The sequence below is a fragment of the Tessaracoccus coleopterorum genome (assembly GCF_011174705.1).
In the GTDB taxonomy this organism is placed as follows: domain Bacteria; phylum Actinomycetota; class Actinomycetes; order Propionibacteriales; family Propionibacteriaceae; genus Arachnia; species Arachnia coleopterorum.
Map to the genome: position 1 here is coordinate 912762 of NZ_JAANIJ010000001.1, position 20779 is coordinate 933540.

At 69.1% G+C, this 20779-nt stretch carries 21 protein-coding genes and 4 pseudogenes; 7 read left to right on the plus strand and 18 right to left on the minus strand.

Going from position 1 to position 20779, the window contains the following annotated elements:
• Positions 1-56: 56 nt before the first annotated feature.
• Positions 57-1118, plus strand: coding sequence for a pyridoxal phosphate-dependent aminotransferase (locus G7085_RS05715; protein WP_231979269.1), 1062 nt, complete (start codon positions 57-59; stop codon positions 1116-1118).
• Positions 1119-1163: 45 nt separating this feature from the next.
• On the opposite strand, the gene G7085_RS05720 is transcribed toward G7085_RS05715, so the two are convergent.
• The 3 genes from G7085_RS05720 to G7085_RS05730 all read right to left on the minus strand — a co-directional run bounded on the left by G7085_RS05720 (position 1164) and on the right by G7085_RS05730 (position 3640).
• On the minus strand, positions 1164-2111 hold the full coding sequence (locus tag G7085_RS05720; protein ID WP_197510236.1) for a hypothetical protein: 948 nt from the start codon (positions 2109-2111) through the stop codon (positions 1164-1166).
• Between the two features lie 65 nt (positions 2112-2176).
• Positions 2177-2767, minus strand: a complete 591-nt coding sequence (locus G7085_RS05725; protein ID WP_197510237.1) for a DNA-3-methyladenine glycosylase — start codon at positions 2765-2767, stop codon at positions 2177-2179.
• Between the two features lie 24 nt (positions 2768-2791).
• The gene (locus G7085_RS05730; protein ID WP_231979270.1) at positions 2792-3640 is read right to left on the minus strand and encodes an aminotransferase class IV; all 849 of its coding nucleotides are present in this window, start codon (positions 3638-3640) and stop codon (positions 2792-2794) included.
• Between the two features lie 90 nt (positions 3641-3730).
• On the opposite strand from G7085_RS05730, the gene G7085_RS05735 reads away from it, so the two are divergent.
• The 3 genes from G7085_RS05735 (at position 3731) to G7085_RS05745 (ending at position 5132) form a co-directional block, all read left to right on the plus strand.
• Positions 3731-3997: a hypothetical protein gene (locus G7085_RS05735; RefSeq protein WP_197510239.1), complete on the plus strand. Its 267-nt coding sequence runs from the start codon at positions 3731-3733 to the stop codon at positions 3995-3997.
• A gap of 8 nt (positions 3998-4005) precedes the next feature.
• On the plus strand, positions 4006-4311 hold the full coding sequence (locus G7085_RS05740; RefSeq protein WP_197510240.1) for a hypothetical protein: 306 nt from the start codon (positions 4006-4008) through the stop codon (positions 4309-4311).
• A 191-nt stretch (positions 4312-4502) separates the two neighbouring features.
• Positions 4503-5132, plus strand: a complete 630-nt coding sequence (locus G7085_RS05745) for a glutamine amidotransferase (RefSeq protein ID WP_331715497.1) — start codon at positions 4503-4505, stop codon at positions 5130-5132.
• Between the two features lie 52 nt (positions 5133-5184).
• On the opposite strand, the gene G7085_RS05750 is transcribed toward G7085_RS05745, so the two are convergent.
• The 6 genes and pseudogenes from G7085_RS05750 to G7085_RS05775 form a co-directional block, all read right to left on the minus strand.
• On the minus strand, positions 5185-5610 hold the full coding sequence (locus G7085_RS05750) for an RpiB/LacA/LacB family sugar-phosphate isomerase (protein ID WP_231979272.1): 426 nt from the start codon (positions 5608-5610) through the stop codon (positions 5185-5187).
• Between the two features lie 142 nt (positions 5611-5752).
• Positions 5753-6796, minus strand: a complete 1044-nt coding sequence (locus G7085_RS05755) for an ABC transporter permease (protein WP_197510241.1) — start codon at positions 6794-6796, stop codon at positions 5753-5755.
• 11 nt (positions 6797-6807) lie between these two features.
• On the minus strand, positions 6808-7767 hold the full coding sequence (locus G7085_RS05760) for an ABC transporter permease (RefSeq protein ID WP_331715498.1): 960 nt from the start codon (positions 7765-7767) through the stop codon (positions 6808-6810).
• Positions 7764-8204, minus strand: coding sequence for an ATP-binding cassette domain-containing protein (locus tag G7085_RS05765; RefSeq protein WP_197510242.1), 441 nt, complete (start codon positions 8202-8204; stop codon positions 7764-7766). The genes G7085_RS05760 and G7085_RS05765 overlap by 4 nt, the downstream gene beginning before the upstream one ends.
• Entirely contained in the window at positions 8180-9328 is a 1149-nt protein-coding gene (locus tag G7085_RS36220; protein ID WP_197510243.1) for an ATP-binding cassette domain-containing protein, read from the minus strand. Before G7085_RS36220 ends, G7085_RS05765 begins: the two co-directional genes overlap by 25 nt.
• 70 nt (positions 9329-9398) lie before the next feature.
• A pseudogene (locus G7085_RS05775) lies at positions 9399-10453 on the minus strand (substrate-binding domain-containing protein).
• A gap of 196 nt (positions 10454-10649) precedes the next feature.
• Between G7085_RS05775 and G7085_RS05780 the strand changes: the two are divergent.
• From G7085_RS05780 to G7085_RS05795, 3 genes and pseudogenes are all read left to right on the plus strand, one after another.
• On the plus strand, positions 10650-10913 hold the full coding sequence (locus tag G7085_RS05780; RefSeq protein WP_197510245.1) for a LacI family DNA-binding transcriptional regulator: 264 nt from the start codon (positions 10650-10652) through the stop codon (positions 10911-10913).
• Positions 10914-10957: 44 nt separating this feature from the next.
• Positions 10958-11625 (plus strand): annotated as a pseudogene (locus tag G7085_RS32130) (LacI family DNA-binding transcriptional regulator).
• Positions 11626-11963: 338 nt separating this feature from the next.
• On the plus strand, positions 11964-13631 hold the full coding sequence (locus G7085_RS05795) for an HNH endonuclease signature motif containing protein (protein ID WP_197510248.1): 1668 nt from the start codon (positions 11964-11966) through the stop codon (positions 13629-13631).
• A gap of 789 nt (positions 13632-14420) precedes the next feature.
• Here the strand turns inward: G7085_RS05795 and G7085_RS05800 are convergent.
• The 9 genes and pseudogenes from G7085_RS05800 to G7085_RS32145 all read right to left on the minus strand — a co-directional run.
• A pseudogene (locus G7085_RS05800) lies at positions 14421-15277 on the minus strand (phosphoribosylaminoimidazolesuccinocarboxamide synthase); the annotation flags it as partial.
• Positions 15278-15281: 4 nt separating this feature from the next.
• Positions 15282-15968, minus strand: coding sequence for a sirohydrochlorin chelatase (locus G7085_RS05805; protein ID WP_231979274.1), 687 nt, complete (start codon positions 15966-15968; stop codon positions 15282-15284).
• Between the two features lie 299 nt (positions 15969-16267).
• Positions 16268-17827: a GTP-binding protein gene (locus G7085_RS05810; protein WP_197510250.1), complete on the minus strand. Its 1560-nt coding sequence runs from the start codon at positions 17825-17827 to the stop codon at positions 16268-16270.
• Positions 17827-18729, minus strand: a complete 903-nt coding sequence (cysD, locus tag G7085_RS05815; protein WP_231979275.1) for a sulfate adenylyltransferase subunit CysD — start codon at positions 18727-18729, stop codon at positions 17827-17829. The genes G7085_RS05810 and cysD overlap by 1 nt, the downstream gene beginning before the upstream one ends.
• A complete protein-coding gene (locus G7085_RS05820; protein WP_331715499.1) occupies positions 18726-19229 on the minus strand; it encodes a phosphoadenylyl-sulfate reductase in 504 nt (167 codons plus the stop codon). Before G7085_RS05820 ends, cysD begins: the two co-directional genes overlap by 4 nt.
• The gene (locus G7085_RS32135; RefSeq protein WP_331715500.1) at positions 19130-19441 is read right to left on the minus strand and encodes an adenine nucleotide alpha hydrolase family protein; all 312 of its coding nucleotides are present in this window, start codon (positions 19439-19441) and stop codon (positions 19130-19132) included. The genes G7085_RS05820 and G7085_RS32135 overlap by 100 nt, the downstream gene beginning before the upstream one ends.
• Positions 19438-19614, minus strand: a complete 177-nt coding sequence (locus G7085_RS05825; RefSeq protein ID WP_197510252.1) for a hypothetical protein — start codon at positions 19612-19614, stop codon at positions 19438-19440. The genes G7085_RS32135 and G7085_RS05825 overlap by 4 nt, the downstream gene beginning before the upstream one ends.
• Positions 19611-20384, minus strand: a complete 774-nt coding sequence (locus tag G7085_RS32140; protein WP_331715933.1) for a nitrite/sulfite reductase — start codon at positions 20382-20384, stop codon at positions 19611-19613. The genes G7085_RS05825 and G7085_RS32140 overlap by 4 nt, the downstream gene beginning before the upstream one ends.
• Positions 20385-20638 (minus strand): annotated as a pseudogene (locus G7085_RS32145) (nitrite/sulfite reductase); the annotation flags it as partial.
• Positions 20639-20779: the final 141 nt, after the last annotated feature.

A 20779-nucleotide genomic window follows, 5' to 3' on the forward strand; every position in this document is an offset into this window, starting at 1 on the left:
CGGCGTAGCCTCATGCCATGGTCTCCCATCGCTCACAGATACCCCCGTTCGAGGTGATGACCATCCTCGACCGGGTGGCACGGATGCGGGCGGAGGGACGCGATGTGATCTCCCTCTGCGCAGGCGAACCCGCGGGCGGTGCACCGGCCGTGGTGAACAGGGCCGCCGCCGAACTCCATGCGGCGGGCACCCCGTTCGGCTACACCCCGGCGCTCGGTATCCGGCCGCTCCGGGAGGCTCTGGCCGGGCACTACCGGCGCTGGTACGGAGTCGAGGTCGACCCGGAACGCATCGCGGTGACCACCGGATCCTCGGGTGGCTTTCTGCTCGCCTTCCTCGCCGCCTTCGACGCGGGCGACCGGGTCGCCCTTGCCCGCCCCGGATATCCCGCCTACCGCAACATCCTCGCGTCGCTCGGCTGCGAGGTGGTCGACCTCGACTGCGGGCCGGAGGTGAGGTTCCAGCCCACGGTCGAACTGCTCGAGGCTGCCCACCGCGAAGCGCCGCTGGCCGGGTTGATCCTCGCCTCCCCCGCCAACCCCACGGGCACCATGGTCAGCCGGGCCGAGCTCGCGGCGCTGACCTCATGGTGCCGGGCCAACGACGTGCTGCTGGTCAGCGACGAGATCTACCACGGAGTGACCTACGACGGGTCACGAGGCACCACGGCGCTGGAGTTCGGGCCCGAACCGGTGGTGGTGTCGTCGTTCAGCAAATACTGGGGCATGACAGGCTGGCGCATCGGCTGGCTCGTGCTCCCTCCCCACCTGGTCGATGCCGTTGACGCCCTCGCGGGCAACCTCGCCCTGTGCCCGCCCGCGCCTGCCCAGCACGCCGCGCTGGAGGCGTTCACCCCCGAGTCGTACGCGGAGTGCGACAGGGCCGTCGCGGAGTTCACCGAGGCCCGTTCCCTGCTGCTCGCGTCGAGGGAACGACTCGGGTGGGGTGTGGCTGCACCCGCCGACGGCGCGTTCTACTACTACGCCGACCTCGGTGACCAACTCTCCCGCTACCCCGACTCATCGGCCTACGCGGCGGCGCTGCTCGACGCCACGGGCGTGGCAGTGACGCCCGGGCGCGACTTCGACGCCGTCCACGGGACAGGGCGGTGCGGATAAGCTTCGCGGCGGGCGCGGAGGCGATCGCGGAGGCGATCGAGCGGATCACACGATTTCAGGCGGTCGGCTGGCAGGGAGCCGCTCCTGCCGAACGGTCTCCGTCACCCAGAACGTGGTGAACAGCGCGATCTCCCACCATTCGAGCAGGATCACGAACCGGCCGGGCGCGAAGAGCGCCGACACCACCCAAGCCACGAGCGGGCCGGCCACCATCGCGACGAAGATCACCTGGTAGGCCTTCACCCACACCAGTGCCGCCGGAGCGACGCGCTCGCGCCCGTTGACGGCGGCCTTGCGGGGCCAGCCGTGGCACCACACGCCGACGGCCAGGGCAGCGATGAAGAAGATCGCCGCCATGTCGTGGATCCGGAGCCTTCCGAGGAACGGAATGTCGCGCAGCAGCGGCACGGAACGCAGCCCGTCCATGGTGACGTCCTCGGGTGCAGGCACCCAGACCTGCCACAGGACGAGCGCCTGGAGCGCGATCAGTGTGGCGAACGTCACGGTCACGAATGTCACCGTCACCTTGTCCGCCGCGAGGAGTTTCTGCACGCGGGTGGTGCTCCTCACCTCGCGCACCACGAGGGCGACGGCGATAACGCCGAACAGGGTGAGGCTGAACCGGAGCGACCAGACGAGATCGGACGGGCTGGTGCCGCCGGGCGAGAGCTCGAGCCCGGCCTTGAGCGCCTGGATGTTGTCCACGAGTCCGGTCGGGATCAGCGCGACGAGCACCGCGTAGAACCCGGCCCCGTTGAAGTTGTAGTCCTCGAGCGCGGTGGATCCCTGGTAGGCGACGAGCAGCGCCGCCTCGGCGACCAGCACGCCGACGAAGATGTCACGCACCGGGCCGCCGTAGTAGGCGCTGATGGACCCCTCGAGATGCCCCTGCACGATGGCGGTGCCGACGGTGACGATGAACAGCACCCCGGGTAGCAGGGCGAGCAGCCAGCGGAGGCTCGAATATGTGAGCCGGTAGGCATCTGTGACCATGTCTTCCACCCCTCAAGCGGAGCGTATGACCGCGCCTCACCCCGGGAGGCGGAACGCCCGATCCGCTACCTCGACACGGTGGGGTCGCCCGCGATCCAGAACCGCAGCGGAAAGTCCGTCGCCTTTCCCAGGCCGATCCGTGGCCCGGCCGCGATGACGGGCTCGGGCCCGGTGCGGGGCACGAGCGTGATCCCGGTGCTGCCATCCAGCGGGGCGCCTGCGTCGGCGAGGACGATCCCGAGGGCGACGGTGAGCCGGGCCGGCCCCGCGGCCAGGTCGGAGTCGACACGGGTGCGGCCCCTGGCCGAGCGCCGCGCCCGTGCAGTGGCGACGCCGTCGATCACCTCCCCCGCCCGAATCAGCACCCCGGTGGGCGTGCCGTCCACGGCGACCACGACGTTGAAGCAGGTGTGGAGCCCCATGTGGCGGTAGACGTAGGCGTGCAGCGGCGGGCCGAACATGGGGGCGTTGCGGGCCGAGGGGCCCCGGTAGGCGTGCGAGCCGGGATCGTACCCGCCCCCGTATGCCTCCACCTCCGTGATGCGCAGCGTCACCGACACCTCGTCCCGCACGGTGGTGAGCGTGCCGCCGAGGAGGCCCTCGCCCGCGCCGCCACCCGGTCGAGCAGCGCGTGCGCCTCCGGGGCAGGTCGGCAAAGGTGGCGTCGACCGGGACGAGGCTCATGCCCCGGGCACCTCCAGGAGCCGCTTCAGGTCGGCGTCGAGCGGCGAGGCCTGCAGCGGCTCGCCGTCGAGGTGCGTGATGCGGGCGAGGATGCGGCCCGAGGACAGCAGCCATGCGCCACGGCAGCGCCCGAAGTCGGACGTGTCGAGCGGGGCGAAGCGCATGGTAAGCCCCGCGCCCGTCGCGGCCTTCTCCAGGTCGTCGACGGTGATGGAGCGCAGGATCCCCTCCTGTGCGGGGGTGACGAGTTCGCCGTCGATGTCGAGCACCACCGATGACGTCGGCCCCTCGAGCAGCCCGCCTGCGGGGGTGGTGAACACCACGTCGTCGGCCCCGTTGGAGACGGCGTACCGCTTGGCTGCCATGTTGATGCCGTAGGAGAGCGACTTGGCGCCGGGAAGCAGCCAGGGCAGGTCGGCGATGCCGGTGCCGTCGAAGCCACGGTCGAGCAGGAGGACGCGGACCCCGTCGGTGCGCTGCCTGCGGGAGCCCTCGTCGAGCGGGGCGGCCATCACCCACCCGTTGGGGATGTCGATCCCCTCGGCACCGCGGGTGTGGATCATGCGGAGCACCACCTCCGGGTCGCTCCCCCAGTCCCAGGCCGCGAGGACGGCGTCGACGGCGCGGACGAAGCCCTCACGATCGGGGTCGGGAAGTTGCAGCAGGCCGGCCGAGACGGCGAGCCGGTCGAGGTGGGCATCGAGGTCGCGGGCGTCCCCGTCCACCGCGAGGAGGGCGTCGAACACGCCGTCGCCGCGGACCACACCCTGGTCGTCGGCGCGGACGATGGGTTGGGAGGGATCGATCAGGGTTCCGTCGAGCAGTGCGACCATCTTGATTGCCATGCCTCATCGTAGGCCCCGGCCGCGGTGGAAGGGCCCGACCCCTGGTCGCCCGGCCCTCTACGCTTGGGAACCGCACCTGAGGAGGCACCCATGAGCAACCAGGACTGGAACGGACCCCAGGGCCACCGGCCAGCCGGCCGTGGCCCGCGCGTCGGCCTGATCGTCGGCGGGACGCTCGTGCTGGTCGCCCTGATCGCGCTCGCCGTCTTCCTGGCCACGCGCGCCGGCACCACGGCCGATCCCTCGCCGACCCCGGCGCTCCCTGCCACCTCCGCCCCTGCCACGACCGCGCCCTCCCCGTGGTCTCCGAGCCCGGCACCGGGTCGTCGCCAGACGCCGGTGCGTGGCCCGAGCTGAGCGCCGACGTGCTTCCCGCCACGGTCGGCGAGTGGACGCTTGATGAGGCGCTGCTCTTCTACGGCCGCGGCGGCGACGCCATCTATCCGGCCTCTGCCGGTTCCAACCATCCGGTCGCGAGCTTCGCCGACTTCCTCGACAAGCCCGCATTCTCCGGCGACCGGGTCGTGTGCGGCACGGACTCCGACTCCGCCCCGACCTGCTACATCCAGACCGGCGACCTCGGCGTGGTGCTGGTCAGCGATCCGGCGGCCCTGGTGTCGGTCGACGACCTCGCCGCCTTCGCCGACGCCTTCGCCGCCCAGGTGGGCTAGGAGCACACCGCACGCGGTCCGATAGCCTTGGGGGCCACCCGTCGCGACGAGGCGACGGCGGTAACAAGGAGTAGATACATGGCCAAGGTCCTGCTGGCCGGCGAATCCTGGATCAGTGCGGTCACCGACCACAAGGGATACGACGCCTTCCCCACACCCAGGTCCACATCGGGTGCGCCGAACTCTTGAAGGTGCTCGGCGCAGCCGGCCATGAGGTGACGCACCTGCGGAGCCACGATGTGGCCGTCGACTTCCCGTTGACCCTGGAGCAGCTGGACGCGTACGACGTCGTCATCCTCTCGGACATCGGCGCCAACAGCCTCCTGCTTCCGCCGCAGGTCTTCGAGGAGGGGCGCCGCGCACCCAACCGCCTGAAGCTGCTGCGCGAGTGGGTCCATGGCGGCGGTGGGCTCATGATGGCGGGCGGCTACCTCAGCTTCCAGGGCTTCCAGGCGAAGGCCAACTACCACGACACCGCCGTCGAGGAGGTCCTCCCCGTGACGATCCTCCCTACGACGACAGGGTCGAGACCCGGAGGGGGTCGAGGGCACCCTCACCGGCACGGACCACTTCGTCACCCGCGGCCTCGACGCTACGTGGCCGCCATCCTCGGCTACCAGAAGCTGGCCGCCCGGGGCGACGCGATCGTGTTGGCCGAGGTGGAGGGCCGGCCCCTGCTCGCTGTGCGCAGCGTCGGCGAGGGCCGCACTCTCGCCTACGCGTCGGACATCTCACCCCACTGGGCGCCGCAGGAGTTCATGGCCTGGCCGGGCTACGCGGCCCTGTTCGGCAACGCCGTCAGCTGGCTCGCCGGCGCCTGAGGCGACGGAACGAGGGGTGGGTGGCGGCTGCCACCCACCCTCGTTCCGTGCGTCAGAAGGCGAGGCCCTCAGGCTCCGGGCCGAGCACCACTGTGCCCGGGTTGACGACCTGGAACCCGTTGGCCTTGTAGGCCTCGTAGTCGAAGTTCTCGGTCTCGTCGAAGCCGAGCTTGTGGTAGTCGTAGAAGCCTTCCCAGTCCTCGTAGCCGTCGCCGAGGCTGGTCTCGAGGAACGCCTCGGCCATGGCCTGACCCAGGCGGGGTCCGGTCCAGAAACCGCCCATCGCGAGCACGTTGCAGCCGTTGGCCGAGGCCGCCCGCTTCGCGGCGGGCACCGACTCGGCAACGGCGGCGTGGACGTGCGGCAGCTTGCTGGCCGCCACGTGGATACCCATGCCGGTGCCGCAGAAGGCGAGCGCCTTCTCGAACTCGCCCTCGGCGATCTTCGCACCGACCATGAACCCCGCGCGGTGGTACATGGGGCGGTGTCCTTGTCGGGGGTCAGGTCGGTCACCTCCCAGCCCTTCGCGACCAGGTGCACCTTCACGTGCTCCTTCAGCGGGAAGCCCGCAAAATCTGCCGCGACGACGACGTGCTTGTCTTTCGTGGTCAGCATGTCGATCACTCCTTGTTCTTCTTGAAGCGCTTGAGGAAACCGCCGCCGAGGTTCGACGTGCTGATCACCGTCAGCAGCGTCGCACCCCAGATCAGCGGCAGGTAGAAGTTGCTCACCTGCGGGAACATGTTGAGACCCGACTGGAGGATCTGCAGCACCGTGATCGCGAGCACCACCCCGAGGAGGCGGCCGCTGCCGCCGAGCGGGCTGACGCCGCCGAGCACCACGATCAGCACCGTCAGAAGCGTGTAGGTGCTGCCGTAGTCGGCCTTCGCCGAGTTGTAGTTGGCCATCATGACAAGTCCCGCGACCCCGGCGCAGAGGCCGGACAGGGCGTAGGTGCGGATCAGCAGGCTCGTCGAGTTGAGGCCGCTGAACTTGGCCGCGGTCGCGTTGCTGCCGAGCATGTAGAGCTTCGCTCCGAAGGTGGTCCTCGCCAGCAGGAAGCCGATGACGAGTGCCACCACGATGAAGATGATCAACTGCATGGGCACCTTGCCGACCTTGCCGCCCAGCGTCGCGCTGAACACGGGAGGCAGGCCGCTGAGCGGCTTGCCTCCGGTGATCACGATGGCGATACCGGTGAACAGTTCGAGGGTGCCGAGCGTCACCAGGATGGCCGGGATCTTGACCTTCGCCACGAGGAAGCCGTTGAAAGCCCCGGCGAGCGTGCCGAGCCCCACCGAGAGCAGGATCCCGACCAACATGGCGGTGGTCTGATCGCCGGTCGACGCCCCGGAGGGCGCCATCGACAGCATCACCGAGGCCGACGCGATCGCCGTCATGTTGGCGATGCCGACCGTTGAGAGGTCGATGCCGCCGGTGATCATGGTGAGCATCACACCGAGCGCCATCAGGCCGAACTCGGGGAACGCGACGCCCATCGACTGCCAGGTGGATACCCGGAGGAACGCACCGCCCCGCGTGATCATGAAGAACAGCAGCAGTGCGGCCAGGATGACGACGAGACGCACGATCTGCGGATCGAGGTCCTTGAGGAATGTCCGCTTCTCGGCCTTGGCCGTGGGAGTGGTAGTGGAGGTGGTCATGAACGGTCCTTTCACTCCGCCACCAGGCGCTGACGACGGCGCCTTCTGGTGATCTGGACGGCCGAGATCCCGGTGCCGACGATGATCAGCATGCCGAGTGCGGCGCGCTGCCAGAAGGTCGGGATGCCCAGCAGGATCATGCTGTTCTGGACGATGACGATGAGCAGCGTGCCGAGCATCACGCCGGTGAGCGACCCGGTGCCGCCCGTGATGGCCGCACCGCCCAGCACGACGGCGGCGATGACGAGCATCTCACTACCGAGCAGGTTCGTCGGGTGCATCTGGCCCATCGAGGTGGTGCGGACGAAGCCGCCGAGGGCGGCGATGACGCCCACCATGACATAGAGCCAGAACTTGATGCTGCGCACCTTGAAGCCCGCGCGCAGCGCGGACGACTCGTCGCCGCCGAGCGCGAAGATGGCGCGACCGAACATCGTGTACCGCATGATGAGGAACACGATCACCAGCACGGCGATCAGCAGCAGGAACGACAGCGGCAGCGACGACGTCAGCCCCGACTGCTGGTTCTTCGCGGTGAACAGCGCGGTGCGCCCGAACGCCTCCATCGACGCTGGCAGCGCCGGGATCTGCACGGACGAGAGCGCGCCCTGCATGACGCCGGAGAACACGTTGGCCGTGCCGAGCGTGATGATCAGCGTCGGAATGGCGAGCCGCGAGGTGAACAGGCCGTTGAAGGCGCCGAGCAGGGCACCCAGCGCCATGACCGCCAGCAGCGGCACGATCACCGGTCCCTGGAAGTCGCTGTCCACCAGCACGCGCGTCACGGCGTACACCGCAAGCGAGGCGAGCGCCGGGAACGACACATCGATGCCGCCGGAGACGATCACCATGTAGGCGCCGATGCCGAACAGCCCCGGCACCACCATCGCGTTGGCGAGGTCGACCAGGTTGTTCGGGGTGAAGAACTGGCCGCTACGGATCTGGATCACGACGCACAGGGCGACGATCACCAGGAACAGGTAGAACTCGTTCGAGCGGAAGAGCTTGTGGATGAGCCCTGCACGTCAGGCCACCTCCCGGAGATCGATCCGCCGGTGATCCGGGCGGACATCTCGTGCTCCGTGATGCCCGCGGGGTCGATCTCGTCGGTGATCCGCCCGTCCTTGAGGAGCAGGACCCGGTTGGAGACCTGGAGAAGTTCCGGAATGTCGTCGGTGATCACGATGATGCCCATGCCCTTGTCGGCCAGCTCCTTCAGGATGAGATGGATGTCACGCTTCGAGCCGATGTCGACACCGACCGTCGGGCCGTTGAGGATCAGCACGTCGGGCTCGGTCGCGAGCCACTTCGCGATGACGACCCGCTGCTGATTTCCGCCGGACAGCGTGTTGACGGCGTTGGCCGGCCTCCGGGTGGCGATCTTCAGCTCGTCGACCCAGCGCGACACCTCGGCGGCGCGCCGCGACCGGACGAGCACCCGCCACGGCTGAGGTCGTCCAGCTCGGAGATCACAATGTTGTCGGCGATCGAGCGCTCCAGCATCAGCCCCTCGGTGAGCCGGTCCTCCGGCACGTAGGCGATCCCGCGTCGAGCGCGTCGCGGATCCCCTTCAGTTTCACGGCCTTGCCGCCCACGCTGATCTGCCCCTGGTCGCTGGGGAACACACCGAACAGTGTGAGCGCGAGCTCGGTGCGGCCCGAGCCGAGCAGGCCGGTGATGCCGAGCACCTCGCCGCGGCGCAGGGTGAAGCTGACGTCCTCGAAGGCGTCCGTCAGGCCGAGGCCGCTGACTTCGAGCACAGCCTCCCCAGTTCACCGGAGGGGCGGTCGAGCTGTCGTCGTAGTCGCGGCCGGTCATGTACTCGGCGAACTTCTTGTGGTCGAGCTCCTCCGGCAGCGTAGTGACGACGACCCGGCCGTTGCGGATGATGGTGAATCGCTCGCTGATCTCGAAGACCTCTTCGAGCTTGTGGCTGACGAACAGGATCGCGATGCCGCGGGACTGCAGATCGGCGACCACCCGGAACAGGGCCTCGACCTCACGGTGGGTGAGGGCGGTGGTCGGCTCGTCCATGATGAGCAGCTTCGGCTCGGTGATGAGCGCGCGTGAGATGGCGACGAGCTGCTTGTCTGCGACGGAAAGGTCGCCGACGCGGGCGTCGAGGTCGACCTTGAAGTTGATCTTGGCCACGGCCTGCTCGGCGATGGCCCGCATGCGCTTCCAGTTGACCAGCTTGCGTCCGTTGGACACCTCGCCGGTCAGCGCAAGGTTCTCGGCGACCGTCAGGTTCGGGAAGATCGAGAAGTCCTGGTAGATCACCTGGACCCCGTTGTTGATCGCTTCAATCGGCGTCAGCTTCGCGTACGAGGTGCCGCCCATCACGATCTCGCCACCGGCGTCCGGGTCGTAGACGCCCGAGATGACCTTGATCATGGTGGACTTGCCCGAGCCGTTCTCGCCCGCGAGGCAGTGCACCTCACCGGGGTAGATGTCGAAATCGACACTGTCGAGGGCCTTTACACCCGCGAACGACTTGCTGATCCCACGCAGGGACAGAAAGGGTTCAGTCATGAATCTTCCTCATCGGGGGATGGCTGCGCTCGGGGCCGCCTCTGGGCAGAGGCGACCCGAGCGGTTGGACTCAGAAGCCGAAGCTGTCGACGTTGTCCTTGGTGATCACGATCCAGCCTGCACCCTCGAGCACCTTGTCGCTGCCCTCGGCGAACTGGACCTCTTCGTAGCCGGTGACGGCCAGGTTGATCGGGGCCTTGATCTCCTCGCCCTTGAGCACCTTGACCGCCAGGGAGGCCATCGCCTCGCCCGCATCGGCCGGATCCCACAGCGTGAGGGCGTGCACGAGGCCCTTCTCGAGGATCGCCTTGTTGGCCTCAGGCATTCCGGTACCCGCGGTGAAGACCTTGCCCTGCAGGCCGAGCTCCTCGATCGCACGGGCGACGCCGGGGCGTCGAACGACGAGGTGCCCATGATGCCCTTGAGCTCGGGGTACTTCTTGAGGAGCTCCTTGGCCTTCTGGTATGCGACCTCGCCGTCGTCCTGCGACTCCACGCGCGGCTCGGCCTCGAGCAGCTTGAGGTTCGGGTACTTCTCCTTGGCGTGCGCGACGCCGCCGTCGGCCCACTCGTTGTGGGAGGCGTTCGTGACGTGGCCCACCATCGTGGTGTACACGCCCTCTTCACCCATGGCCTCGGCGAGGTTGTCCATGATGAAGCCACCGTAGGCCGAGTTGTTGAAGGCCTCGAGGTCGTACAGGGTGTTCTCCTGCGAGGCGCCCTCGTGGGTGATGACGGTGATACCGGCGTCCATGGCCTCCTTGAGGACGGGCTCGAGTGCACCCGGGTCGACCGGGACGACACACAGGGCGTCGACCTTCTGGGCGATCAGGTCGCGGATGACCTGGGCCTGCTGGGTGGCGTCGGTCTCGGCCGGGCCCTTCTGGTACACGTTGAACCCGGAGGATTCGGCGAACCTCTTGACGCCGACCTCCATGCGGACGAACCACGGGTTGGTGGAGTCCTTCGGCACGACGGCGATGTTGAACTTCTTGTCACCGCCAGCGCCACCGGCGCTGGACGAGGATCCGGGGGCGGTGGGGGTCGTGTCATCGACACAGGCGGTCAGGCCAACGGCCGCCGCGATGGCGATGCCGTTGATCTTGATGAAGAGACGCCGCTCCATTGTGGTTGTCCTTTCGAGACCCGGTGGTGGTAACCGGGCACCCTCGCCCGATTAAAGCGCTTCAAAAGCGTTACCGGAGAGACTACTCTGATTCCAGGAGAGCGCAACAGGCGCCGTCCGAACGATATACATCCGTGACATTTCGGAGGCGGCGATGCCGGGTAGGGAGCGACCGAGAGCGGTCCGGATGACGGACGTGGCCGCGGCTGCCGGCGTCTCGATCGGGACCGTGTCCAACTCGCTGAACCATCCCGAGCGCGTGGTGCCTGACACCCGCGCAAGGGTCCTGGCGGCCGTCGAAGCGCTCGGCTTCATGCCCAACCAGCAGGCACGGATCCTCACCGGCGCGCGCGGCAGCACCATCGGACTCGTCATCGTCGACCTCACGAGCCCCTTCTTCATGGAGCTCGCCCACGCCGTCGAACAGGCCGCCTCCGGGCCGGCCACATGTTCATGCTGACGACCTCCGAGAACGAGCGTTCCCGCGAGAGCCAGCGCCTGCAGATGCTGGCGGCGCAGCGCGTGGTCGGCGCGCTGGTGACACCCTCGGGCGGCGGAACCCCATCGACTGAGCAGGAGGCGGGGGTCCCGCTCGTCCTGATCGACTACGAGAGCCCCGAGCATCCCTGCTCGGTGGTGGTCGACCACGTCGACGGTGGCAGGCAGGCGGCGCGGCACCTGATCGGCCTCGGTCACACCGACCTGGCCTTCGTGGGCGGCCTGCCCGATCTGCGCCAGTTCGAGCAACGCATCGCCGGCATCCGGGAGGAGATGGCCGCGGCGGGCCTCGACCCGACGGCCCTGCGGGTGCTGCGCTCCGAGGGCATCGGCGTCGCCTCCGGAGAGCACTCCGCGGACGAACTTCTGGCCTCGGGCCCCACTGCACAGGGATCCTCTGCGGCAACGACATGCTCGCGTTCGGCCTGTACCGACGGTTCACGAGGGCCGGGGTCCGGGTTCCCGAAGACGTTGCGGTGGTCGGCTACGACGACATCGACTTCGCGGCCAACTGGATCGTCCCGTTGACGACGGTGCGGCAGCCGACGAGGGAGATGGGCCGGATGGCGGCCCAGTTACTGTTCGAGCACGCGTCCGGCGGGGAGCATGTGCATCGTCGCATCGTGCTCAGGCCCGAGCTGGTGGTGCGCCGCTCCAGCGGGGCCCTCGACTGACCCGCCCCACCAGCACCCTCTACCGACGCCGCCCACCTGACAGCTCTGCACTGCCGGGCCCATGGAGAGATGGGCAAGTCCGATTGGCCAAGCAGATCAGGCCAGGATCGAGGCTCTGATCGGGGCGTCCTGGCTGCAGGGCCGAACGGTTGAGCACGCCTTGGCCGCTGCCCCGGCACCATACGGTGCTATTCAAACAGGACGGACCTACTGCCCGCCAGAGACCCTACGGGCTGCAGAAAACACCTCGAACCTTCGGACAACACACGTAGCCATACCGACAACACCAGCTCGCTCAAACGCTTTGAATCAGCAAACGAACGCGCTAGAGTAGGTCCATGTCGGACACCCTTTTCCAGAGCACCCGCGATGAAGCCATCGCGCGGCTGGAACAAGGCCTGCAGCTGTGGAACTCCACCGGATCCGACACCCTCGAATCGCCCCAGCATGAACTCGAGCAGCTGGCGCGGCTCAACGCGCTGATCGACCAGCTGCTCGCGACCCGCTCCCTTGCGGTCTCCGACGCGGACCGGCGCAGGGTCGCGGAGACGGTGACGGGGCTGACGATGGTGATCTGGTTGAAGTCGACCCGGCGGGCGACAAAGGCCGAAGCAACGGGGATCATCTTCGCCGGCCACGACCTTGCCGCACATCCCGAGGTCGGGCGGGCGGCTGTGGACGGGACGGTCTCGACCAGGCAGGCCGCGTGTATCACCGCGATGCTCGACGATCTACCGTCCCGTTTGACTGTGGAGCAGCAGGGCAGGGCGGCGGAGTTCCTGGTCGCGAAGGCGGCCCGGCTCGATACCAACGCCCTGAAAAGGCTCGCCGGTGAAGCGCTGGACGTCGCGGACCCGGCCGAGTCGGAGGCTGATGCGGCGGAGCGGGAACAGGCCCGTCTCGAGGCGCAGCAGCGTCGCGCGGAACGGAACCGGGCGTTCCGGTACCACTACGACGACGGATCGCTCCATTTCTCCGGCCAGGTCCCCGCCGTCGACGGTGCCGAGCTCGTGCGGCTGGTCGAGGCGCGGGTCGAGGCCGAGAAGCGTGCCACCCGTGACGATCGACGCTCGACAGGCGTGGGGCGGCCTGAGGTGACTCCGGAGCAGCGGGCGGCGGACGCGTTCATGGCGATCATCCGCGGACATGTCGCTGCGGGTGGTGCGCGGGTGGCGCAGGACCGGGCCCGGGTCGTGGTCCACCTCGACGAAGAGACGCTGCGGCGTCGGGTTGAGCAGGCAGGAGTGCTGCCGTCGGGGCAGAAGATCCCCGCAGGCGAGTTGCGGCGCCTGTGCTGCGACGCTGACCTGACCGCCGTGGTCCTCGGGTCCGCCTCTGAGGTGTTGGATCTGGGCCGGACGCGGCGGCTGGTCTCCGATGAGATCCGCCTCGCGCTCAGCATCCGCGACCGCGGCTGTGCGTTCCCCGGCTGCGACGCGGCCGATCACGAATGCGAAGCCCACCATGTGGTTCCGTGGTGGGATGGCGGCCCGACCTGCCTGGGGAACCTGGTCCTGCTGTGTCCGAAACACCACAAACTGGTCGAACCACCCCGGATGCACCACCCACCAGGCAGACCCCAGACCGAATCTCTGGGCGGGACCCTGCCGGGAGCGATGGGAAGTCCGGATCGATCAGCACGGGATGCCGGCGTTCCTTCCCCGGCACGGCTCGACCCCGACCGAACCCCGATCCCGGGGCACGGCAACCTGCCCTCACGGCCTGACCCGAGAACCCGTTCGCCGTGGCCGGGTCTGCGGTCATCTCCAGAGGTTTCGGCACGGGCTGCGGCGCTTCGCGCCTTTGCCCGGCTCAACCGGCGGCGGTGGGCTGCAGCGCTCCGCGCCCTTGCCCGGCTCAACCGGCGGGAAGCACGGGCTGCGCCGCTGCCCGGTGGCGGTGGGGTCTGCGGACCTGGGACCCGGCAGCGAGACTCCCCGGCGTCGACCGGTCCGTCGTTACTGCCAAGAATCCGACCACCGCGAAGTCGGGGACAGGCCAGGTGAACCCGTGCAACGCCAGACCTGCTGGCCCGATTGGCCGTGGCCGGGTCTGCGGTTGACTCGCGAGGTTTCGGCACGGGCTGCGGCGCTGCCCGGTGGCGGTGGGGTCTGCGGACCTGGGACCCGGCAGCGAGACTCCCCGGCGTCGACCGGTCCGTCGTTGCTGCCAAGAATCCGTCGACTGCTCAGGTGGCCCGGCAGCGCAGCCGAACGAGCGCCGTCGCCAAAACGCCTTGTGGTCGAGCCCCTGCCCGTCGACGGGAGTGGCTTCGACACGGGCGGCGTCCGTTCCTCGCCGCCGGCCCGGCTCAACCGACTGCTGTTGGCCGACCCCGACGATCAGCCCGACCCGGCGCGGACCACCACCGCAGCAGGAAGCGCGGGCACAGCAGGAGGCGCGGGCACAGGAGGAAGCCCAACCACAGCAGTCGGTACAGCAGAAAAGCCCGACCACAGCAGTCGGTTGAGCCGGCCCCGCGCGGAGCGCCGGGCCGTGCCGAAACCACTCCCGACCCGGCGCAGAGACCCGAGCAGAGCCCACCTGACAGCGGTTGAGTGCCAGCCCGTCGCCTGGGGTGTTTCATCACCAACCGCCCGACGGCGACCCTTGACAACACCAAGCAGCATCACGGGCCAGCGAACCCGTTCCACGCCCCGGCCCGGCTCAACCGACTGCGACAGGCCGACCCCGACGAGCACACCCGACCCCGCCCAGGAACCCGAGCACAGCAAGACCCCGGGCGCAGCAGGAAGCCCAACGCTCAGGCGGGACCGTCAGACGCCGAACTCAGAGCCCGTCAGCCGGCGGTAAGCCTCGAGGTAGCGATCGCGGGTGGCCGTCACGACGGCCTCTGGCAGCGCCGGGGGCGGCGTGTCGGACGCCTTGTCCCAACCCGATTCGTGGGCGAGCCAGTCGCGCACGTACTGCTTGTCGAAGCTCGGGATCGCCCCGCCCGGCACCCACGCCTCCGCGTCCCAGAAGCGGGACGAGTCGGGCGTCAGCACCTCATCGCCGAGCACGAGGGTGCCGTCGGCGCGGTGGCCGAACTCGAACTTGGTGTCGGCCAGGATGATGCCGCGCCCCGCCGCGATCCGTTCCGCGTCGGAGTACAGCCGGAGGGTCACATCACGCAGTTCGGCGGCGAGCTCGGCGCCGTGGAGCCGCTCGATCGTGGCGAAGTCGACGTTCTCGTCGTGCTCGCCCAGCTTCGCCTTGATGGCGGGGGTGAAGATCGGTTCGGGCAGCTTGTCGCCGTCGCGCAGCCCGGCGGGCAGCGAGATCCCACAGACGGTGCCGCTCTCGCGGTACTCGGCCCAGCCCGAGCCGGTCAGGTAGCCGCGGGCGACGCACTCAACCTCGACCATCTCGAGCGACTCGACAACCGTCGCGCGGCCCGCGACAGCTTCAGGCACCTGCGTCGAGATGACGTGATTGGGCACGTCGAGCTGCTCGAACCACCAGAGGGACAGCTGTGTCAGGATCGCCCCTTGTCGGGGATCGGGGTCGTCAGCACGAAATCGAAGGCAGAGATGTTGTCGGTGGCCACCATCAGGATGGCGGGCTCGCCGTCTGACGTCACGTCGTACAGCTCACGCACCTTCCCTGCATGTCGGAGGGGAAGGTTGACAACATCACCGAACTGACTCACGGCCTCATCCTAAGGTGCGCGCGACGACGAGGTCTGCCAGCACCGATGTCCGGGCAAGCGCACCGGGCACCATCCGCACGCCGAGGGAGGCGCAACGGTCATCCATCCGGTCACGCAGGATGCCCTCCGCGACCATGAAGCTCACAGCGAGCACCCGCTCGTGGCCGCGCTGCAGCCGGGCGACCACGTCCTCCACGGCCTGGCCACCGTCGAGTGCGGCCACGTCCCAGGTACCCCATCCCTGACGCGGTGCGCTGTCGATGGTCTCGGAGACGGTGGCGACAGCTGCACTGTCGGACGAGCCAGCGGCGAACAGGACGACCGCGGTGTCGGGGTCGGCCTGCTGCCCGTCGGCCGCAAGGAGTTCGATGCACGCGTCAAGGAGGCGCTGGTCGGGGCCGAGCGTGGGAGCGAGCCGCACGTCAGCTCCCCCGACCCGCAGCCTCTCGACGGCCTGCGGCACGTCGACCCTCGAGTGGTAGGCGGGGGTGAGGAGCAGCGGCACCGCGACGGCCCGGCCGGACAGTTCAAGTGCGAGGGTGTCGGCCGACGGCTCGTGGTGATCGAGATAGCACGTGCCGACGGCCCGGCCGGCCCGCACCCGCGAGCGCACGGCATCGGTCAGCGCCTCAACGTCGCGGGCGTGACGCGGGTCGGGCGATCCATGGGCGATCAACACTATGTCCGGCATGCCACTACCTTAACCTGAGAATTTCCTGAGAACCCTTAGAATGGCAGATGGGCAGGTCAGAGCGACCCGGCGCGTCCATCCACCGGCCTGGTCCTCCGGAGCGGGAGCCGCCCCTCAACCAGCAGTACCCGGATCGCGTCGCGCACCGCCACCGCACGGCGCGGGTCTCCCCGCCCGTGACTGCCACCTCGATGCCGTCGGCCTCCCCTTCGCCACGGGCGACGGCCGGGTCCAGGCCGACGACCGCCGATGGTCGGCCCCGTTCACGCACCAGATCCTCGCGGCGGCCGCCTCCCACGCTACGAGCGCGTCGACCTCCCGCACCCCGTCGCGGTGTGAACCAGCCACGCGGGTTCGGGATCGGCGAGGTCGCCCTGCCGGTAGGCCCGCCGCGACCAGCGGACGCGGCCCGCGTCAACCAAGCCGGTGAGTCGGTCCGTGATCTGCGGCGCGATCACCTGCACGGCGGCCCCCGCGTCGACCAGGCCGCGCACCCGTCGGGTGGCGACGCAGCCGCCGCCCACCACGACGACGCGCCTGCCGGTGAGGTCGAGCGTCAGCGGATACATCAGATGGCCGCCCGGCGTACCGCTCGGGGCGTCGGCCATCCCGGCCGCGAGGGTCGCGCCGTCGGACTCGTCGATCAGGAGGAAGGCCCCCGTGCGGCGCAGGTCGTGGTAGTCGTCGATGGGCAGGGCGTCGGCCAGCTTGATGCGCACGCGTCCGATGTCGTTCAGGTCGAGCTGCCCGGTCGCCCGGCTGTACTCGACAGCTTCGATGTCGAGTTCGTCGAGGATCTCCTCCACCAACGCCCGGACGGTTCGGGTGCCCGCGCGGAGCAGGACGCGGTCGCGGGGACGGATGGGTCGCTCCGAGAGCACGCAGACCATCCCACTGACGGTGCGGGTGGTGTGCCCAGGTTGCTCCGCCGAGGCGATCAGGTCGCCGCGGGACACGTCGACATCGTCGGCCAACCGCAGGGTGACCGACTGCGGCGCGAACGCGCGGTTGAGCTCGATGACCGAGCCGTCCGCCTGCCCCAGATCGATCCCGGCGACCGTGGTGGTGCGGCCCGATGGCAGCACCGTCACGTCATCGCCGACGGCGACCGTGCCTGCCTGGATCCGGCCCGCGTAACCGCGGTAGTCGCGATGCCCCGGTGTCTGCGGTCGCAGAACGACCTGGACGGGGAGGCGCAGCGGCTGGGTCGCCGGATCGGTGCCGACGGGGACCGACTCCAGGTGTTCCAGCAGGGTCGGCCCCTCGTACCAGGCGGTGTTGCCGGAGCGGTCGACGACGTTGTCGCCGAGCAGCGCCGACAGCGGGACCGCCACCACGTCATCGATGTCGAAGCGAGCGGCGACGGCGCGCGTCTCGGCGACAATGGCGTCGAAGCGGCCGCGGTCCCAGTCGACCAGATCCATCTTGTTGACGGCGACCGCGACGTGCCGCACACCCAGCAGACCGGTGACGGCGAGGTGGCGACGCGTCTGCTCCACGACCCCGTGGCGGGCGTCGACAAGGATCAACGCGAGCTCCGCGGTCGACGCCCCGGTCACCATGTTGCGCGTGTACTGGACATGCCCGGGGGTGTCCGCGAGCACGTAGGAGCGGTTGGCCGTCGAGAAGTAGCGGTAGGCCACGTCGATGGTGATGCCCTGCTCGCGCTCGGCGCGGAGGCCGTCGGTGAGCAGCGCGAGGTCGGGTGCGGCCTGGCCGCGCTCCTCGGAGACGCGCGCGACGGCGTCCAACTGGTCGGCGAGCACCGACTTGGTGTCGTACAGGAGGCGTCCGACGAGCGTCGACTTGCCGTCGTCGACGGAGCCTGCGGTGGCGAGGCGCAGCAGATCGTGCGTCATCAGAAATACCCCTGCTTCTTGCGGTCTTCCATGGCCGCCTCGGAGAGGCGGTCGTCTGCGCGGGTGGCCCCGCGTTCGGTGATGCGGGAGGCCGCGACCTCGAGAATCACGCCGTCGACGTCGGACGCGTCGGATTCGACGGCGCCCGTGCAGGACATGTCGCCGACCGTGCGATAGCGAACGATCCTGCTCTCCACCTCCTCCGTCGGCTTCGGGCCGCCCCACTCACCGGCGGTCAGCCACATGCCGTCGCGGCGGAACACATCACGCTGATGGGCGTAGTAGAGGCTCGGCAGGGCGATGTTCTCACGCTCGATGTAGCGCCACACGTCGAGCTCGGTCCAGTTCGACAGCGGGAACACGCGCACATGCTCACCGACGGCGTGGCGCCCGTTGTACAGGTCCCACAGCTCGGGCCGCTGACGGCGCGGGTCCCAGGCCCCGAAGCTGTCGCGCAATGAGAAGACCCGCTCCTTGGCACGCGCCTTCTCCTCGTCGCGCCGTCCGCCTCCGAAGACCGCGTCGAAGCGGCCCACCTCGATCGCGTCGAGCAGGGGGACGGTCTGGAGGGGGTTGCGGGTACCGTCGGGTCGCTCCCTGAGGCGGCCGTCGTCGATGTAGTCCTGCACCTTCGCGACGTGGAGCCTCGCCCCGATCCGCGCGACGGTGTCGTCGCGGTAATGGAGCACCTCGGGGAAATTGTGGCCGGTGTCGACGTGCAGCAGCGCGAACGGCAGAGGCGCCGGCGCGAACGCCTTGAGCGCAAGGTGCAGCATCACCACCGAGTCCTTGCCACCGCTGAACAGGATGACGGGGCGCTCGAACTCGCCCTCCACCTCGCGGAAGATGTGGATCGCCTCCGACTCGAGATGGTCGAGGTGATCGAGGAAGTTGTCATTCATGTGTGGAGCCCGCATTCAGTCTTGTTCCTACCTGCCCATCGGCCCGCCCGGGCGTCCTCACCCTCGGCGACCGGCCGCGTGCACGGCTGGCATCCGATCGACGGGTAGCCCTGCTCACGGATCGGGTTGAGAAAGACGTCCTCCTCGAACGCGAAGCGCTCGACGTCGTCGTCATCCCAGGCGGCGATGGGGTTGATCTTGACCATCTGGCGCTTGTCGTCCCATCCGACCAGCGTGATGTCGGTGCGGGTCGGCGCATCCACCCGGCGCATTCCGGTAACCCAGGCCGCATGCCCGGAGATGGCCCGGTTCAGCGGCTCGACCTTGCGCAGCGCGCAGCAGCGGTCGGGGTCGCGCTCGTATAGTCGCGGACCGTGTCGCTCCGCCTGTTCGTCGACGCTCAGGAGCGGAAGGACGGTGCGCAGCCGGACGCGGCCCGCGTAATGGTCGCGGGTGGCGATGGTCTCCGGGAAGTGGAATCCGGTGTCGAGGAAGAACACGTCGAGCTCGGGGCCGACTGGGCGATGAGCTCGACCAGGACCTCGTCCCCCATGGACGACGCTGCGGTGACGTCGTCGCCGAAGGTGTCGCGCGCCCAGCGCAGCACCTCGCGGCTGAGTTCCACCTTGCCGAGGTGGCCCTGGTAGCGGGGGTCGGCCTCCAGTGCGGTGAACCGACCGGCGGCCTCGGCGGCCTGTTCGCGTGTCGTCATGTTGCCTCCTCCGATTCGCGGACCCGTCCTGGGATGCCCGCATCCTCGATGCGGTGCTGGGTGACGGTGAACACCCGTGCGCAGGCGACGCAGTGCCAGGCGCCGCGGGGTTCCTCGACGGGGCGGAGGTCCTCCTCCGCGCAGAAAGGGCAGTGGTAGATGACGGCGCTCATCGGAGGTCGTCCTCGTCGGCCCGGTGTGCCCAGTGGGCGAACGACTCGTCCCCCTCGCGCTGGGCCAGGAAGGTGCTTGCGAGGCGCTCGATGTAGTCGGGCAGGTCGGCCGCCGCCACCTTGAGCGCCCTCGTCTTGCGGGCCAGCTGCGCGCTGGCGCCGAGCTCACCGCCGAGGTGCACCTGGAACACCTCGGTGAGGTTGCCGTCGGCGTCGCTCTGAACCATGCCCTTGAGGCCGACGTCGGCGACCTGGGTGCGGGCGCAGGCATTGGGGCAGCCGTTGACGTGGACCGTGAACGGCACGTCGAAGTCGGGTAGGCGTGCCTCGAGTTCCTCGATGATCGTGCGGGCCCTGGCCTTGGTCTCAACCAGCGCGAGCTTGCAGTACTCGATGCCGGTGCAGGCGAGGACGCCGCGACGGAACTCGGAGGGTCGCGCGGGGAGCCCGAGCGCGTCGAGGTCGGAGATGAGGTCCTCGACCGCACCCTCGGGGACGTCGAGGACGAGCAGCTTCTGGTGCGGTGTAAGGCGGATGCGGCCCGACGCGTGGCGGGCGGCGAGGTCGGCGATCTCGGTGAGGCGGGTGCCGGAGACCCGGCCCGCGACCGGTGCCACACCAACCCAGAAGAGCCCGTCGTTCTGGGGGTGCACGCCGACGTGGTCGCGTCGCACGACCGTGGCGTCGGGCGCCGGGCCGTCGATCAGCGGCCGTCCGAGGTACTCGGTCTCGAGAACCTCACGGAACTTCTCGGGGCCCCAGTCGGCCATCAGAAACTTGAGGCGGGCGCGGTTGCGCAGGCGGCGGTAGCCGTAGTCGCGGAAGATCGAGACGACGCCCTTCCACACCTCCGGCACCTCGGCGAGCGGCACCCACGCGCCGAGTCGCTTGGCGAACATCGGGTTGGTGGAGAGCCCACCTGCGACCCAGAGATCGAAGCCGGGCCGTGCTCGGGATGGTCGACGCCGACGAACGACACATCATTGATCTCGTGGGCGATGTCCAGGTTCGGGCTTCCAGAGATCGCCGTCTTGAACTTGCGGGCAGGTTGGAGAACTCGGGGTTGCCGATGTACTTCTCGAGGATCTCCCGCACCGCCGGTGTACCGTCGACGATCTCGTTGGCTGCGATGCCTGCGACCGGGGAACCGAGAATCACGCGCGGC

Bases quoted from the DNA above. Each gene is read 5' to 3' on its own strand.
- G7085_RS05715 (WP_231979269.1), top strand. From the start codon at position 57: ATGACCATCCTCGACCGGGTGGCACGGATGCGGGCGGAGGGACGCGAT.
- G7085_RS05720 (WP_197510236.1), bottom strand. From the start codon at position 2,111: ATGGTCACAGATGCCTACCGGCTCACATATTCGAGCCTCCGCTGGCTG.
- G7085_RS05730 (WP_231979270.1), bottom strand. From the start codon at position 3,640: ATGGCAATCAAGATGGTCGCACTGCTCGACGGAACCCTGATCGATCCC.
- G7085_RS05735 (WP_197510239.1), top strand. From the start codon at position 3,731: ATGAGCAACCAGGACTGGAACGGACCCCAGGGCCACCGGCCAGCCGGC.
- G7085_RS05750 (WP_231979272.1), bottom strand. From the start codon at position 5,610: ATGTACCACCGCGCGGGGTTCATGGTCGGTGCGAAGATCGCCGAGGGC.
- G7085_RS05755 (WP_197510241.1), bottom strand. From the start codon at position 6,796: ATGACCACCTCCACTACCACTCCCACGGCCAAGGCCGAGAAGCGGACA.
- G7085_RS36220 (WP_197510243.1), bottom strand. From the start codon at position 9,328: ATGACTGAACCCTTTCTGTCCCTGCGTGGGATCAGCAAGTCGTTCGCG.
- G7085_RS05795 (WP_197510248.1), top strand. From the start codon at position 11,964: ATGTCGGACACCCTTTTCCAGAGCACCCGCGATGAAGCCATCGCGCGG.
- G7085_RS05805 (WP_231979274.1), bottom strand. From the start codon at position 15,968: ATGCCGGACATAGTGTTGATCGCCCATGGATCGCCCGACCCGCGTCAC.
- G7085_RS05810 (WP_197510250.1), bottom strand. From the start codon at position 17,827: ATGACGCACGATCTGCTGCGCCTCGCCACCGCAGGCTCCGTCGACGAC.
- cysD (WP_231979275.1), bottom strand. From the start codon at position 18,729: ATGAATGACAACTTCCTCGATCACCTCGACCATCTCGAGTCGGAGGCG.
- G7085_RS32135 (WP_331715500.1), bottom strand. From the start codon at position 19,441: ATGACGACACGCGAACAGGCCGCCGAGGCCGCCGGTCGGTTCACCGCA.
- G7085_RS05825 (WP_197510252.1), bottom strand. From the start codon at position 19,614: ATGAGCGCCGTCATCTACCACTGCCCTTTCTGCGCGGAGGAGGACCTC.
- G7085_RS32140 (WP_331715933.1), bottom strand. From the start codon at position 20,384: ATGGCCGACTGGGGCCCCGAGAAGTTCCGTGAGGTTCTCGAGACCGAG.